Annotated in this window: 12 protein-coding genes; 6 read left to right on the forward strand and 6 right to left on the reverse strand. The window is 35.5% G+C overall.

Going from position 1 to position 15,630, the window contains the following annotated elements:
- Positions 1-66: 66 nt before the first annotated feature.
- Positions 67-963: a restriction endonuclease gene (locus tag CXF71_RS10510; protein ID WP_101232910.1), complete on the reverse strand. Its 897-nt coding sequence runs from the start codon at positions 961-963 to the stop codon at positions 67-69.
- 823 nt (positions 964-1,786) lie between these two features.
- Between CXF71_RS10510 and CXF71_RS10515 the strand changes: the two genes are divergently transcribed.
- The 3 genes from CXF71_RS10515 to CXF71_RS10525 all read left to right on the forward strand — a co-directional run bounded on the left by CXF71_RS10515 (position 1,787) and on the right by CXF71_RS10525 (position 5,817).
- Complete coding sequence (locus CXF71_RS10515) at positions 1,787-2,686, forward strand: CPBP family intramembrane glutamic endopeptidase (protein WP_101232911.1); 900 nt, start codon at positions 1,787-1,789, stop codon at positions 2,684-2,686.
- Between the two features lie 177 nt (positions 2,687-2,863).
- Positions 2,864-4,591 carry a DUF3592 domain-containing protein gene (locus CXF71_RS10520; RefSeq protein ID WP_157826737.1) on the forward strand — a complete coding sequence of 576 codons (1,728 nt, stop codon included), beginning with the start codon at positions 2,864-2,866 and terminating at the stop codon, positions 4,589-4,591.
- Positions 4,592-4,992: 401 nt separating this feature from the next.
- The gene (locus CXF71_RS10525) at positions 4,993-5,817 is read left to right on the forward strand and encodes a substrate-binding periplasmic protein (protein WP_101232913.1); all 825 of its coding nucleotides are present in this window, start codon (positions 4,993-4,995) and stop codon (positions 5,815-5,817) included.
- 277 nt (positions 5,818-6,094) lie between these two features.
- Here CXF71_RS10525 and CXF71_RS10530 read toward each other — a convergent pair whose 3' ends face one another.
- The 4 genes from CXF71_RS10530 to CXF71_RS10545 all read right to left on the reverse strand — a co-directional run bounded on the left by CXF71_RS10530 (position 6,095) and on the right by CXF71_RS10545 (position 8,313).
- Positions 6,095-6,700, reverse strand: coding sequence for a flavin reductase family protein (locus CXF71_RS10530; RefSeq protein ID WP_101232914.1), 606 nt, complete (start codon positions 6,698-6,700; stop codon positions 6,095-6,097).
- Positions 6,701-6,754: 54 nt separating this feature from the next.
- Complete coding sequence (locus CXF71_RS10535; RefSeq protein ID WP_101232915.1) at positions 6,755-7,030, reverse strand: hypothetical protein; 276 nt, start codon at positions 7,028-7,030, stop codon at positions 6,755-6,757.
- 100 nt (positions 7,031-7,130) lie between these two features.
- Entirely contained in the window at positions 7,131-7,586 is a 456-nt protein-coding gene (locus CXF71_RS10540; protein ID WP_101233096.1) for a GNAT family N-acetyltransferase, read from the reverse strand.
- A gap of 403 nt (positions 7,587-7,989) precedes the next feature.
- Entirely contained in the window at positions 7,990-8,313 is a 324-nt protein-coding gene (locus tag CXF71_RS10545) for a hypothetical protein (RefSeq protein WP_101232916.1), read from the reverse strand.
- Between the two features lie 234 nt (positions 8,314-8,547).
- Between CXF71_RS10545 and CXF71_RS10550 the strand changes: the two genes are divergently transcribed.
- Positions 8,548-10,191, forward strand: a complete 1,644-nt coding sequence (locus CXF71_RS10550; protein ID WP_101232917.1) for a M28 family metallopeptidase — start codon at positions 8,548-8,550, stop codon at positions 10,189-10,191.
- 136 nt (positions 10,192-10,327) lie between these two features.
- Here CXF71_RS10550 and ybaK read toward each other — a convergent pair whose 3' ends face one another.
- Positions 10,328-10,795 carry a Cys-tRNA(Pro) deacylase gene (gene ybaK / locus CXF71_RS10555; RefSeq protein WP_101232918.1) on the reverse strand — a complete coding sequence of 156 codons (468 nt, stop codon included), beginning with the start codon at positions 10,793-10,795 and terminating at the stop codon, positions 10,328-10,330.
- A gap of 204 nt (positions 10,796-10,999) precedes the next feature.
- Here ybaK and CXF71_RS10560 point away from each other — a divergent pair, with 204 nt between their 5' ends.
- A complete protein-coding gene (locus tag CXF71_RS10560) occupies positions 11,000-11,479 on the forward strand; it encodes a low molecular weight protein-tyrosine-phosphatase (protein ID WP_101232919.1) in 480 nt (159 codons plus the stop codon).
- A gap of 579 nt (positions 11,480-12,058) precedes the next feature.
- Complete coding sequence (locus CXF71_RS10565; RefSeq protein ID WP_101232920.1) at positions 12,059-15,463, forward strand: hybrid sensor histidine kinase/response regulator; 3,405 nt, start codon at positions 12,059-12,061, stop codon at positions 15,461-15,463.
- Positions 15,464-15,630: the final 167 nt, after the last annotated feature.

The raw sequence follows: 15,630 nt of genomic DNA on the forward strand, positions 1-15,630 counted from the left end.
TTGCAAACTGTTAATCTTAATAAAAACCCGCTATCTAGCGGGTTTTTTGTATAAGTAAATAACAAATTATTTTCTTACGGTTTTGATATTACCAGTAAGATTATCACAATTAGGTTTTTGGATTATTGCTACGTCATGCTCATACGTTGAATTTAAGTGCTTTCCAAATGAAATCATCTGTTTATCAAATACTTTATGCTCCATTGGTATATCAGTAACCTCTCGGGTTCCAATAACTATGAATTGGACTTTGGATATATTTAAAGTAGTTTCTTTGGCTGTATGCAAAGATAAACCTGCTAGATGTTTAATCACTTCTATTTGTATAGGTTTTCTAACATCATCTAAATTATTAACCATCTTCTTGAACTCTTCCCCTATTTTCTTATCTATCTCCATAGTCAAATGCTCTTTAAAATAATACTCAATAAATTCAATAATACTGCCTAACTCTTCACCCTGATAATAAACAGGGGTGGAGTTATCAAATTGCTTTAATGGGATAGGGGAGTTAGTTGTATATATTGATATGCCTTGAAGTTGGTAGGATTCATGACTGATTAATGCAATGCCTGGTTTGATTTTATATTTATCCCAGTCTTCATTTTGAGCCTCAATCAGATCTAAGGTTTCTATTCCATGTTTTTGGGCTAATTTTATAGCAGGTTTATAAAAGCCTTTATGAGAGATAGCTATAACTTTGTTAGCTTTAAGTGACTTAGATTTTGTAATTAGTTGCTCTATCCACTCTGTTGATTGCTTTCGAGAATGGTCTCTGCATTCAATCATAAACATTAATTTCTGGTTTATAATTGTTGTTTCGATACAAATATCTACTTCTCTCATAGATCCTGAGTATTCATCAAGTATCATCTTTGATTCAGTTAGTATTGCTCCATCAGGGAGAAGAATCTCATGAATTCTTAAAATTAACTTTTGAAAATCATTTGTTCTTTGAGGCAAGGTATATCCTTATTTATCTTATTGATATAATAATAAGCTGTCGGATTCAAAAATTATATAGATATTTTACTAAACTATTTCTCTGGGTGTTGATTTCACCCAAGAAAATAAATGAAGTCTCAATAAATTTTCATGCAACGTTTTTATTTTCTACATTGTCGCGGTGGCGACGACACCCAAGAAGAGAGGGAGACTGCAGCCGCTCTTACCTTTGGCTTTGGACTCCCTCGGCGCTGCTAATCAAGTGTAACCCTGCATTCAAGGCAATATATTCGACGTAACAGCGCTGAGCGGGCATCCATGCCCTACATCGCTTTGTTCATCATCCATAATGAACATACGTGAATATGGCCTTTCATTACGGCACTTGATTAAAGCAGGTTTGGTGTTTGTTGATAGGTGGGGTAACAATATTGCTTTTGTGCTTTTTGATTGCTCAACAGATTATGCGTTTTGTTTCTATATACTAACTGTACGAAATACTCCAACTCCCATCTCAGCGTTGAAATAGTATTTTTTGATAAGCTGTTAATCGATGACAGCCATGGATGGCTGGAGCTGACGTCGCGCAGGGACGAGCATTCGTCAGGTATCGATAACTGCCAAAAGGACTATTTCAGTTTTAGCTGAGTAGGGACTCCGTGGGGTTCCAAGGGGACGCCGGAGGCAGTGTCCCTTTGGGTGCTGTCGCCACCGCGACGCCAAGCTGTAAATCTAACTCCTAGCAGATTGATAAACGTAAAACAGATTATAAAAATATAAAATTTTTAGACTTGATAACAATATGTTATCTTGAGGAAAAAATATATTAACTAGCTATTCTATGTTGCCAACGCAAGAGCTTTTCCCATCTATATACCCTTGGTTATTCCTAGTCATCACCTTAATGACCGCTTTTGTAAAGCCTAAGTTATGGCCATTTGGCTTAGTCTGTACTTTAATTAGCGGGCTGTTTTATAACGCGATAGATCTGGTCGGCCTTGGTGTTGTAACGCTTTTATTCGCGATGTCTTATTATGCGAACAGGTTATCTAATAAGTCATCAAACAAGTCTTCAAATAACTTGTGGTACCAGAGAGTTAAAACAGTCATTACGGTCTTAGTTATCATTAGCTGTATTGCCTTAGCTGTACACTTATTACCAGGTTTTAATAATCTACAAGTATTAAGCAAGGTTGAAAAAAGTTTTAACAGCATGCCATTTACACTGTATTTAAATTTTGATAAACCGATGATTTTATTTGTTCTTTTGTTGCTGTATCCAGCACTCTTGACAAGTAAAAAATCGGTCACTCTTTTTAAAACGCACAATAACTGGCGGTTAAGTGCCTTCGTTGTGTTTATCTTTATTGTAATATTTAGCCTAGCCATTTTATTATCATTAATTAAATATGATCCCCAATTGCCAAGCTGGTGGTGGTTGTTTGCGTTAAACAATTTGTTCTTAACGTGTATTATTGAAGAGGCGTTTTTTAGAGGATTCATTCAGCAAAACTTAACTCGCTTAATAAACCCATTAATAGGGCTTATATTAACAAGCTTATTATTTGGTCTTGCCCATTTTTCAGGTGGCTTTAATTATGTGATTGTTGCTACGTTGGCTGGCTTTTTGTATGGGATGGTTTACCTAAATACAGGTAAAATTTGGCATGCAATTTTACTGCATTTCTTTTTTAATATGGTTCACTTAGCTTTATTTACTTATCCTTTACTTAGGGTTTAGTTGATATTTAAAGCGGTAGATTTTGAGTGAAGCAAGTTATTAACCGCTAGTGGTTAATAACTTTTTATTAGTCTGCATAGCTACTTCATATACCAATGATAATTATTGGAAATAGAATAGAAAGCTGATAGTTTTGTTAGCATATTATTTGAGAATTTATTCACAATAGGGATGTTTATGAAAAAAGGCGGTGTTTTTTTTGGTGGAATATTTTTCCTTGCAGGGCTTGTCGCCTTTTACTTTATCGTTTTGTCTGCTGTCATTGATGCCAGCAGAATGCAGTTTTGGCAAGCCACTAAAGCGCAATTGAATAGTGCAGATGTCAGTAGTTTCCAAAGCCGTAATGATAATGGCGGATACACGACAATGTATAAACTGGATATACAATATCGCTATAAAGTCGCGGGTACTGATTATTTTGGCAATCGCGCTAAAATCAGGAATGATAACAGTACTAGTGATAGCAGTGATGCTTATACGTTACTCAGTAAAGTTAATCATGAGCAAAGTTCACAACAAAGTATTACTGTTTGGTATAACCCTAGCAATGTGAATGAGTCGATATATGATCGTACCTTAGACTTTCAATTTCTTCTCATGATGACTCTATTTAGTAGTGTTTTTATGGCTATCGGTCTTGGGATTATTAGTTACAGTCGTCCAGAAAAAGAAGAAAAACCAGTTAATGCTAACCCTGAAAAACCCTGGACTACTCGCTCGCAATGGGCTTCACCCATAATATATTCTAATGCACAGATGAGTGTTAAATATGCTTGGTATTTTGCTATAGTTTCGGGCTTGTTTTTTGGTATGTTTTCAGTCGCTTTGTTTGGTCAAAACCCTATAGCCACAATTTTTTCTTTGCTTTTTTTAGTGGTACCACTGTGGTTAGTCATCAGAGCTAGACGTATTCAAAAAGAATGGTTATATTTCAAAAAAGTACCACTCACATTAGGCACTTATCCAGGGCTGGTTGGCGGTAAAGTAAAGGGTAGTCTCACTATACCAGGGCAATCTAGCGCTTCAGAAAAATGTACTGTTACTTTAAACTGTACCAAATATTGGACTGAGCGTAGTGGCAGTAAAACGGAATCTAATCAGAGTATCATATATTCTAAGGCGCAAATAACAATAGCTAGGCCTAGTCTTAAAGGCTCAAACATTGATTTCAGTTTTGATGTACCAGCAGATAAACCACAATCAAGCGCTCCAAGTAAGAGTTACCATAAATGGACTATTGCCATTAAGGGTAACTTGAGTGGTTTCAATTTTAATCGAGAATACGAAGTGCCTGTTTTTGTTACTCAAGAAAGTATGTCAGTAGCAGATGAGTTACAACAGAAACCGTTAACGTCATCTGAGAAATCAGCTATGAATAAACGGTTAGCTGTTGATGTTAGCTTAGTAAAAGAAGAAATGACATTGCATACACCTGGTTCAAAGGACAGCTTGTTTATTGCTGGCATTGGTGCAATATTTTTTATTATTGGTATTTCAATCGCAACAATTGGTGGTTCTTTATTTGGTCTGGTTTTCGCTGCTATGAGCTTTGTTTTTCTAGGACTTGGAACGTGGGGCTATGGACGAAACTGTAAGATTAAAGTTAAGCCTGATAGTTTACAAGTGGATGTGTATTTTTTTTCTAGACCGGTTAAAACAGTGTTATTAGATAAAACAGAGGTAGATAGCATTGAAGCGTTTAGCTCATCAAAAGAACATACTAATGGTAAACAAACAAGTGAAAAGTTTTGTTTAAGGTTATTAACTAATACAGGTAAAAGAATTGATTTAGGTGGTGATTTTAATTCAATGAAAAATGCTTTACACCTTAAGCAGAGAATTGAACAACTTTTTGAGGTTGTAGAGCCAATGGCGTCTATCACTGAATCAAATGCTAAACTTTAGAGGTTGTATACTAAATGGTAACAGCATGACTAAAAGGCTGTGCAGTTACCTCCATAACGTTAAAGCGCAAGTAGATTTTTTATCGGCGATTGTGATAAATCCATAAATAAGTTCACTCGCTATATTGACTAGTCACATCAACCATTGATTTAAGACTTAATATTTAATTCTTTGACGGTCTCAGTTGTTGGTGTTTTATTTTTAAATGTAACCAATAATTGATAGCTTTTGGCAGTCACATTATGACCTACAACATCAAAGTTGTAGTTTATGGTACAGAATATATACAAGGGGATAGTTTGAAGGCTTATATTTGCAAAATAGTTATAGATAAAACATGAGAAAGCACAAATTAATAATGTTATATTTATTTTATGTGATGTAGAGAAATTGGAGCGTAAGTGAAATTATTTTTATCTGTTATTTTTATGCTTCTTAGTAGTTACAATAATGCAGTGTTCGCTTCATCAGTAGATCATGCGGCACATTTAAGTGTTTATCCCGAAGATACGTCCGCTTTTCAAGCCACGAAAAAATCTAAAAGTAACCAGCCTAAATATCCTTTAGCTAATCACTATAATTTTGCTTCAATTGAATTATTGATAGAGCAAGAAGTTGGTCGTATTGTCCTTACGCAAGTGTATAAAAACATTGGTATAAACATTACTATCAGCCCTTTACCTGGTAAGCGTGCACAGTACGTTGCTAATTTAGGCATGAAAGATGGTGAAATCATGCGTATTTGGACTTATGGAGAAGAAAATACAAACACCATCAGAGTACCTACACCTTATTATTACCTAGAAACGATGCCATTCGTTTTGAAAAAATCTGATATTGTTATCTCAATGAAGGGAGATCTCGCTAAATATCGCCTAACTAAAATTCGTGGCGTGAAACATACTAATAATATTACCCAAGGACTCACTAGTATTTATGACATGAGTTCTACTCAGGATATGTTTAAACTATTACTTAGTGGCAAAGTCGATGTGGTGCTAACGAATACCATTGATGGAAATTTAGCACTCGCACGCCTTGGTTTAGCTAATGTTGTCGCCATGCAAAAGCCCTTGGCACGGCTATCGCTATATCATTATATTCATAAAAAACATCAAAACTTAATACCCATTATTGATAAGGAGCTTCAGCGAATGAAGCATAGTGGTGAGCTAATTCAGTTAATTTCATTTGCAGAGCAACGTGTGATTCAATTAAATAGGTAAATTTTTTAGGGATGAAAATGTATAGTTAAGTTTATGAAGTATTAAAGATAGCTAAAACTAAACAGATAGCTTAAGACTTAACTGTCATCATGGCTGATCTCAAACTAGACATATGCCCTATGGATTTTAAATTCTACTCAAGCAGTAAACGCATTGCTTAAAGGACGCGTGCAGAGGTTTGTTGGTAGTACTTTCGCCGTTTCTTAATTAAAGTGTCCATTGTCTTGTGGCATAATTAATTATACGAATAAGTTAAAAAGATAATGACCATGTAAGTTTACTCAGGTCGATTAAGTGCTACATAGTTTGTCGTAAGGCTATAACCATCGCCACCCATTTTACCAACAGAATCAACCAGCTGCTGGTTAATACCATCATCACTGTAAAGATCATCTCTTACATAAACAGACTGCACATCTAACAGCACAATGGTGCCTCCGGCAGGTAAATCACCGATAGAAATTACTTCTCTTAAGGTACACTCATAACGAATGGGTGAGTCAGTAACAGATAAGGGACTGACAACAGAACTAGGGCTGTGCTCAACTTCGGCGAGATCAAATTCACTCTTATCAATGGCAATGCTGGCACTGGTAGCGTTCATTCTTTCTAGCAAATGGCTATTAACAATATTAACTACACATTCACCGGTTTCTGTTAAGTTTTGTAAGGTGTCTTTATCAATGCCGCTGCGTTGAGTCACCTGTGTATAGAGCAGAACAGGAGGATTACAGCTGGCAACGGTAAAAAAGGAGTAGGGTGCAAGGTTATCAATACCCTCTTTTGACCGTGTACTAATCCACGCGATTGGTCTTGGCGTTACCCCGCCATTTAACAGGCGATACTTTTCTTGAACGCCTAACTCTGTAATATCAAAATTCATTGATTATCCATATGCATATCAAAGTACTAAGGGGGAGGTCAAAGTTGTTGAGTTCTATCGAACGAGTAAATAGGCACCAAAGCCTAAACCGAAATACATCATTAAAGAAAACACGCTACCAACAATATTTAAAGCCGTTGAGATACCAAAAAACTTGAAACTCAATACACCAGTAAGGGCTTTAGGTCGTGATTGAAAGGAATGAAAATACTTAAACTCGGTTAATTTATCTGCTAATGCTTGATTGCCTTTAATCGCATTATCAATGGTTTTATCATAAGCAAAAGCGACTAAATAAAACACGATTAAAAAGGCTAAAATGGATTCCATAACTAATTTCCTAAAAGGTAAAAACACCGCAATACACGGCAAATAGATAGTTGGTTAAATTGTTAAGTAAAACACAGGGCACTGTATTTATTCTTGCTTACTAGAATGTACCTTCAACCAACATTGCTAGTTTTCGAATACCATGAGATGGAGTCCATCTTTTAAACTCAACAAAACCATGTTTCTTGTATAAATTTATTGCCGGTTCATTTACAACCGCTGTCTCTACGATAGCTTTTGAAAAATCAATACTCTCTAGAACATGGCTTATTAGTTTACTAGCAATACCTTTTCTAAAATAATTTGGGTCAACCGTTAAGCTATCAATTTTTAAGTGCTTATTTTCTACAACAATCTCTATAATGGCAGCGAGACATTCATTTTCACTAAAACCATAGAATAGTGTTTTTGAATTATTTATATCTTTAGCGCTCCGTAATAGAGGAGGAAAATTAAGAGTGCCTATAAGTTGAGCTTCAATTTTATAAGAGTTTTGAAAAATCGTGTAAATTTGATTTGCCACGTCTTCATTCGAATTATCAAGTATTTTGATCATATTACGCTTAGCCTTAAATTTTACTTTGCTCTTTAAAGCCATATTCAAGAGCATCAATGCTGGCTATCATAGTCGTTAATGCTACTGGCAGGTTATTTTTCTTTATTAATTAGGTACTTTTACCATAACTCATTAATTAATGATGTTTTGTTATCGATAAAGCCGATTAAAACAAGTAAGGGCTCTGCGTGCTGCCAAGTTAAGTCTGCTTGAATACACCATGAGCATATTTAACTGTTATGCGATGTCAACTCAAAATAGTATGTAAACCAATCACATTAAGTTTGTGATTTTGTTGTGATCAGGAAAGGTAATTTAAGAGAGCCTCTTGATTGAACAATAGCAGGATATTGGTCTTATCATGCTTAAAGATGACTTTATTGTGTACTTAAACGGGCTGAAATTAATTAAGGAAGTTCTCTTCCATCATCGCTATTATTTGGGCAATGTTAACGTCTTTCAATACATGCTCGCTTGAAGAATGCACTACGCCAGCTTTGTCACCTAAAGCAATGTCGACCAAATCAGGTTTACTATCATGTAGCACCAATACTATTTTTTTATTGATGGCGATACAGTCTATTGTTATAGCATCGGCTTCCATACCTTGCTTACGTAATGTTTTATCCATAATACCCATCAAGGTATCTACACTTTTATTGCGTTCAAAAAATATATCATTGGCTTGTGCGACAATCTCAGAGAGTTCTTTTAAGGTTTCTTTCATTATATTCTTATAGATAAAGTGTTTGATTGAACAGGCTTACTAAGCGATTTCGTTACTGTAAACTAGCGAGCATTTAAAATCTATCTCATGTTAGGTGATTATTTCACTAATGTGGAAACGGACCATGACAGTTCACATACCTTTGCTGGTGTTGATTTACCTATAGAGACTGGTTAGTTGTTTTGAGACCATTTATACTCTGACCATCTTTTTCACGGTATAAGTATAATAATTATGATAAAAAAAATTGGTTTATCACTTCTTTCGGCCGCTGTACTAGTCGGTTGTGTTACAGCTACGTCGGATGACTCTTCCCAAGTTAACTCTCCACAAGATATTAGCGCAAGCTACGACAGTATTAATACCACGCAATTAATTGAACATGTCAAAGTTCTATCTTCTGATCAATTTGGTGGTCGTGCGCCATCAAGTGAAGGTGAAAAACTGACCCTTAAATACTTAACGGAGCAGTTTACTGCCATTGGTTTTCAGCCAGGTAATGGCGACAGTTTTTTACAAGAAGTACCATTAGTATCAATTGAAGCGTCAAGTGATATGACATTGGCCATTGGTGGTAAAAACTACCAGCATGGTACTGATATGGTGATGGGCAGTGCTCGCATTAGTGAATTAGAGCAGCTTAAAAACTCAGAGCTAGTTTTTGTTGGTTACGGTGTTAACGCGCCAGAGTATAACTGGAACGATTATAAAGGCCTTGATGTTAAAGGTAAAACGGTTGTTATTTTAGTGAACGACCCTGGTTTTGCTACGCAAGACCCTGAGTTATTTACGGGTAATGCGATGACTTATTATGGTCGTTGGACATACAAGTATGAAGAAGCGAGCCGTCAAGGCGCTGAAGGAGCAATTATCATTCATGAAACTGCACCGGCTTCATACGGTTGGTCGGTAGTTAAAAACTCTTGGACTGGTCCTCAGTTTAGTTTTCAACGTGATGATTTAAATAAAGACCGTGTTGCAGTAGAAGGTTGGATTAACAGCTCTGTTGCTAGTGAGTTGTTTGCAAAAGCCGGTCTAGATTTTGATAAAATGAAAGAACGTGCCGCACAAGGTAGTTTCAACATTGCTATGGGTGATTTAGATGCCTCTATTACGGTTAAAAATACGATTAAAAAATCAATTTCGTATAACTTTATTGCGACGTTACCTGGTCAGAAAAAAGCGGATGAGCATATTTTATACTCAGCGCATTGGGATCACCTAGGTACAGATTTAACTAAAACAGGCGACCAAATTTACAATGGTGCCCGTGATAATGCTACTGGTACAGCAGCCTTAATCGAAGTCGGTGAAGCGTTTGCAAAGTTACCGAATAGACCTGAACGTTCAATTACCTTTTTAGCGGTAACCGCAGAAGAGCAGGGCTTACTTGGCTCTAAGTTCTATGCAGCAAACCCAGTTATTCCAGCAGCCAAAACAGTTGCTAACATTAATATGGATGCCTTGAATGTAAACGGTAAGAGTAAAGATGTTGCTGTATATGGTTTAGGCCAATCAGAGCTTGATAACTTTTTAACTAAAGCAGCGTCAAAGCAAAACCGAGATATTTCGGGCGACCCAAGACCAGCTGCGGGCATTTACTACCGTTCAGATCACTTTGCTTTTGCTAACGTAGGCATTCCTGCGTTGTATGCAAAAGGTGGCGCTATACCAGCAGATCAAGCGACTGCTGATTTACGCGCTACATTAGATCCAATTCTTGGTAAGTGTTATCACGGTCTTTGTGATGAATACAGCGAAGAGTGGGATTTAACCGGTGCTGTTGAAGATATGCAATTATTCTTTGAAATTGGTGTTGAATTATCTGTTTCAGGTGTGTGGCCGCAGTGGAGTACAACGTCTGAGTTTAAAAGATAAGTATAACGTTAGATATTGTTTTAATTGAAGTATATATATTTATTAAGCATTAGTACTTCATAAACTAAACGGTAGTAGCCTTAAAGCACTACCGTTTTTTTGTATCTGCTTTAAATTTTATAACTATATAAATAGTTTACTGACAAATGTCAGCCAGTTCTGCTTGGGTAATTTGTTGTAAATCTTTTAGATTTAATTCTATCTCTAAACCTCTTTTTCCGGCACTAACAAACAAAGTAGTCCATTGCTTTGCTGATGAATCAATAAAAGTGCTCAGACGTTTTTTTTGCCCAAGCGGGCTAACACCTCCCAGTACATAACCTGTAGAGCGTTCTACATCCGTTTTTAATGCCATTATGGCTTTTTTACCACCATACGCCTTAGCTATTAACTTCATACTTAACATCGCCGACACAGGTATTATTGCCACGGCTAGTGCTTTATTGTCAATACTCACTACTAAGGTCTTAAATACTCTATCTGTTGATATACCGAGTTTTAGTGCTGCCTCATCACCATATGACTCACTTGCTGCATCATGTATGTACTCATGAACGCGATAAATAATTTTATTCTGCTTAGCGGCATTAATTGCGGGTGTCATATCAATCTCTTTTTAATCGGTAGTTTGTCAAAAATTATAAGTATACATAGTAGTAAAATTGTCATTTACAAAGATATTTTACTTTATTTTTTGATGAAAAAAATAGACAATAAAATATCAAAATAAACGACTTAACATTAAAACACACCTTGTTGGTATGTTATGGCGTTAACACAAAATACAACTCGAAAATGGTGCCAAGTAATGTCTAATAGTGTAAACGTAAAGGGAATTAATTCAGTTTTATTTATCTGCATGGGTAATATCTGTCGATCGCCCAGTGCTGAAGCTGTTTTTAGACACAAAATGTTAGCACAAGGCTTAGCACTAAAAGTTGATTCAGCAGGTACTTTGGGAGCACATGCCAAAGAAAAACCTGATCATCGAGCTCAAAAAGCAGGTGTTGCACGCGGTTATTCTTTTGATGGTATTAAAGCACGTAAAGTTACGGTGCAAGACTTTAACGATTTTGATCTCATTTTAGCGATGGACCATGACAATATTGAAGAGCTAAAAAAAGTAGCGCCAACGGCTATGCAAGACAAAATACATTTAATGCTAGATTTTGCCCCTGGACATGAAGAAGAGCAGGTACCAGATCCCTATTATGGCGGTGCCAGAGGTTTTGATTATGTACTCGATTTAGTTGAAGCGGCAAGTGATGGCTTATTAGCAAAAATATAAATCGGTGCTTTTAGCGTTAATCGCGCTTAATATCTTTTGTCCACGTCACCAATAGCGCGGTATATACCATGATATAAAGCCCTCTATGTGGAGGCTTTACCTTCTTAATACCGATAGCTATACCTATCCTTTTTAGTTACATTTACCTTGTATGCTTCTTTTAATGTCATGTTGAACGGAAATCTCGTTTAGAGCGAGTGAAGACATTAAGGCCGCCTAACCTACGCTTTATCTATCACACCATACCTTGTATCTATTAGCCGAAACCATTTTAAATTTGGCTCGCTTTCAAGCATAAATATATGTTTTTTTATATAGATCGTTCTATTTACAAGGATGACATAAAAACGACTTTATACCTGTTTTTTTTCTCAATATGTACTAGATTTAATAGATGTTTCTGAAAGTTAATTTACACAGGGCTACTCTTTGTTACTACAGCTTTATTGAACATCCATCATAAACTCTAATAAGACAATTTTTATCTAAACTTAAATATTCGGTGTAAATACAAAATTGAGTATATTAAAGTAGTACTAACGGCAGATTAAAATAACTTTATAGGCTTAAAAAATAACTATGAAAATAAAAAAATTACTCATAATTATATTAGTTTCCATGTCCATTTTTCCTATTTTATTCAGCTATTTCTTTTTTTATGGAGAAAGTAAAACTTTACTTCATGATAATAGTATTGCAAAACTTAATGATATCGCTACGTTGCAACATAAGCGTATACGACAGTTATTAAACAGTAAGAAAGAATCGGTCAAGCTAATTGCCGGTAGCAAGCAGTTAAGTCTTTTATTAGACAGCATTCGAATAATCGACTCTGAAGATACAAAAGATAAAATCGTAAAAATACTCAATGATGCTAAAAACTCTGCAAGTAACATAAAACGCTTATCTGTTATTTCTCTTGATCAGAACCTTATTGTCTCTACTGATAGAGAGATAAATTCACAACATCAGTATACTTTTCATTACTCAAATCAAAACAGAGAAAATTTGTTAAATATTCAAATTTTTAAAGGGGATAATAATAGGCTGATTGTCGGTTTTACAGAAAGATTGTATATAAAAGATAAACATATTGGTTATATATCTGTTGATTTTTCGAGCCAAGAATTGATTAACATTATTTCAGACTACACAGGATTAGGTCGCACAGGCGAAGTGGTACTTGCTGGGAAAGATGCACAAGGCAATACCATGTTTTTAACGCCAACGCGGCATAATGAAAATTCTGCATTTAATATTATTATCCCAAAAGATAAGTTAGATATCCTCATCACCTTTGCCATGAAAGGCGAATCAAGCATATTAAAAGGATATGTTGATTATCGCTCTGTATCTGTACTTGCTATATCTCGTCATTTACCTGAAGTAAGTTGGGGCATGATAGTTAAGATTGATAGTAAGGAAGCTTTAGAACAATTAGATTATTTCCAATATTTTATTATTCAGATTGGTTTACTTGTCATTATTCTAGCCATCGTAATTTCAATTTTTTTAAGTAAAAAAATATCTGAACCAATACTCGCCTTGGAACAAGTCGTTAGGGGTATAAACAAAGGAGATATAAAATTAAGGGCACAAAAATCAAAGTTAGCTGAAATAAATGAACTGGGTATTTCATTTAATCAAATGTTCTCCTCCCAATTAATGGCAGAGGTAGCGTTACATGATGCAATAAAGCAATTAACAAATATGAATGGACAGCTTCATTTCGAAGCTGAGCGGTTTACACGATGGAAAGAATCTAACTTTATCGGCATTATTCATTCGGACGCTGAGGGGAAAATACTCGATGCCAATAGTGCTTTGTTAAATATGTTAGGTTATAGCGAAAATGAACTGAAAAATGGTGATATTGATTGGCAACATTTAACTCCGAAAGAGTTTTTGCATTTAGATATGACCGCTATTGCTGAGGCCGAAGAAAAAGGTTATTGGACTCCTTTTGAAAAAGAGTATTTCCATAAAGATGGCCGAAGAGTTCCAATACTGATTGGGGGATCATTATTTAAACACGACTCCAAAGAGTTTATTGTTTTTATCATAGATTTAACGGATAGAAACAAGCAATTAAATGCCTTAGAAAAATATAAGCGAATTATCGAAGATTCAAACGATTTGATAGCATTTGTTGATACAAACTATCAGTTCCAAATGGTTAACCCTACCTATTGCAGATACCATGGATTACCAAAAAATAAAATAGAAAATCATCATCTTAGCGATATTTTAAGTGAAGCGCTTTTCGTCGATAAAGTAAAACCATTAACTGATCGGGCTTTATTTGGTGAAATTACTAAAGATACTACAACTGTTAAATTTAAAGCCCTCGGGAAAAGATTACTGAACATGACATATACCCCTTATAAAAATGATGAGGGTAACATTGTCGGTTTTATATTTAGAGGGGAAGATATTACTGAATTAGAAGAACATCGACAATTACTTGAATCAACGAAAGTAGAGCAGCTACAAATTATTAATAGCATGCTTGAAGGTGTACTAACTACCGATAACTCTGGCGCTATCTTAACATTTAACCCACAAGCAGAGAATATATTTGGTTATAAAGCTGAAGAAATTATCGGAAAAAATGTCTCTCTACTTATCCCTCACAATCATGCGGTAGAACACGATAGTTATTTGGTCGGTTTTTTAAAAGGCAATGAATCAGCAATGGTTGGCAATCGACAAGGACGTAATGTTCTTGCATTACATAAACTTCAACATGAATTTCCTATAAGAGTTGCAATTGCGGAATTACCTTCTAATGCACTAAGCAAAGCAAGATTCATCGCAAACTTTCAAGATTTAACCGAGATACAACGCCAAAATGAGATTATAAATCGTAGTCTAAGAATGGAGTCATTAGGTAACGTTATTGGTGGTATCTCTCATGATTTCAATAATATACTAGGTATAATCACTGGCTATTGTAGCTTGCTTTTAGATGCACCAACCACAGAAACGGATAACCGTTATTTATCGGTAATATCAGCTGCGAGTGAAAGAGGGGCTAAATTAACGGAAAAATTATTAACGTTTACCAATCAGCAATCCTCAGATATTAGCTTGTTATCTCTCAATGAAGTTATTTTAATGAATAAGGATATGATAGAAACGCTAGTCACTAGTAAAATATCGTTAGAATTTGTGTTAGAGCCTAAGCTACTAATGACTTGTGTGGAGAAAAGCTTATTGGAAGATCTACTACTAAATATGTCAATTAACGCCATGCATGCAATGCCTAATGGTGGCAAATTGAAGTTTAAAACAGAAAATACAGTGCTAGGTAAAGATGATAAGTTTGATATGCATTTTCAAGCGGGTCAGTATGTAAAACTCACTATTGAAGATAATGGTTGTGGCATGAGTAAAGAAGTGTGCTCTCACATATTTGAACCCTTTTATACCACTAAAGGAAAGGTTGGGCATGGGCTTGGTTTGTCCCAGTGTTATGGCTTTGTGAAATCAAGTAGCGGGGTAATTAATGTCGATTCTGTAGTCAATAAAGGTTCGATCTTTTCAATCTACCTTCCTGTCTCAGTAGAAAAAAGATCCACTGCACGATTTCCTACCAGTACTGGAAATGGAAAGGATCAATTTGATGCAAAAAATTATACCGTATTAATTGTTGATGATGAAAATGAAATCCGTTCATTAAATAGTGAAGTACTTAACAATGCTGGCTTTACTGTTTTTAGTTTTGACAACGCAGCAGATGCATTAGTGCTTTTGAGGGATAAACATATTGATATGATCGTCACTGATGTTGTAATGCCTCAAATGGGAGGTGTTGAATTTATTGAAAAAGCAAAAGTTTTGGTGCCAGCAATAAAGTATCTTTTTGTTAGTGGTTATTTGGATGAAAAAGATAATACTCAAGTTAAAAAAATAAAGCCGTTGTTAAGTAAGCCGTATCGTGGGAGTGAACTAATTTCGGCAATAGAAGGGTTGATTAAGTAGACGATATTGTTTGAAAAGGTGAGTTAAATCACTAGCTGTGAGCCTTAACTCCTGATAAAAACGATGAAAAAGTAGGTCTATGTTAAGGACTTCTTGGTGCGCATTGTTGACATAACAATTTGAAAAGACCAATTTCTTCTTAGAGCCGGACAGTCAGAGCTGGGTTG

This window comes from Colwellia sp. 12G3, from assembly GCF_002836775.1.
Classification (GTDB): Bacteria; Pseudomonadota; Gammaproteobacteria; order Enterobacterales; family Alteromonadaceae; genus Colwellia.